Consider the following 1,089-nt stretch of genomic DNA (forward strand, 5'->3'; position numbering starts at 1 on the left):
CGCCGGTCGGCCCGGCCTGACCTCCGGTGGGCCCGGTGTGGCCGCCGGAGCCCGTGCCGCCCGCGGCGCCGACCGCGGCGAACTGCTCCGTACGCCCCTCACCGCGGCCCCCGGTACCCGGGCCGCCCGGAGAGCCGGCAGCGTCCGAACCACCCGGCCCTTCCGGTCCCGCGGGCCAGGCTCCCCCGGCCGACCCGCCGCTCGCGCGCTCAGGAGACTCGACCGGAGACCTCGCTCCCGCATCCGGCGGCGGAAAATCCGGCCGCGGAGGCGTCGCGCCGTCGTTCTCGGTGCTCACAGCTTTCTCCTTCACGTCTCACGCCAGGTGCCGGTTGCGTGTACCCGCCCAACCAGGTTCCCGCACCGGTTGTCAGCGGACGGTAAACCGCACCTAGTCTTTGGCTGACATCCTTTACTTCGGACATACGTGGCGCATCCCCTGGGTGGCAGACGAGGGCCCGGCCAGGGGGCGTGCCGGGTGGCACGATGAGCCGGTGAGCCAACCACCAGCGGATCGGCCGTACGGGCGTACGGGGGCGGGCCCGCCCGCCGTCGTCGCGCACCGGGGCGCGTCCGAGGACGCGCCGGAGCACACGCTGGCGGCGTACCGCAAGGCCATCGAGGAAGGCGCCGACGCCCTGGAGTGCGACGTGCGGCTCACCGCCGACGGCCATCTCGTCTGCGTCCACGACCGGCGCGTCAACCGTACCTCCGACGGCCGCGGCGCCGTTTCCGCACTGGAGTTGGCCGATCTCGCCGCGCTCGACTTCGGCTCGTGGAAGGCGCGCGAGGAGCGCCGCGACGAGGTGGGGCGGCGGCAGCGCGAGACGCCCGAGGAGCCGGACTGGGAACGCACCTCGGTACTCACCCTGGAGCGGCTGCTGGAGCTGGTGACCGACGCCGGGCGGCGGGTGGAGCTGGCGATCGAGACCAAGCACCCGACCCGCTGGGCGGGTCAGGTGGAGGAGAAGCTGGTGGAGCTGCTGCGCCGCTTCGGCCTCGCGGGCCCGGCGGGCTCCGGCGCGCGGGCCGGCACGGCGCCCGGCGCCGCCCCCCCCCCCCCCCCCCCCCCCCGCCCCCGCCCCCCCC

The 1,089-nt window shown here is 76.0% G+C and carries 1 protein-coding gene; it reads left to right on the top strand.

Translation table 11 applies throughout. The features are described from left to right. Nucleotides 1-494: 494 nt before the first annotated feature. Nucleotides 495-1,089: glycerophosphodiester phosphodiesterase family protein (locus ABD317_RS37175; protein ID WP_344296525.1), on the top strand; the 595-nt coding region annotated here is incomplete at its 3' end.

Origin of the sequence: Streptomyces synnematoformans (genome assembly GCF_039531005.1) — a bacterium.
Taxonomy (GTDB): Bacteria; Actinomycetota; Actinomycetes; order Streptomycetales; family Streptomycetaceae; genus Streptomyces; species Streptomyces synnematoformans.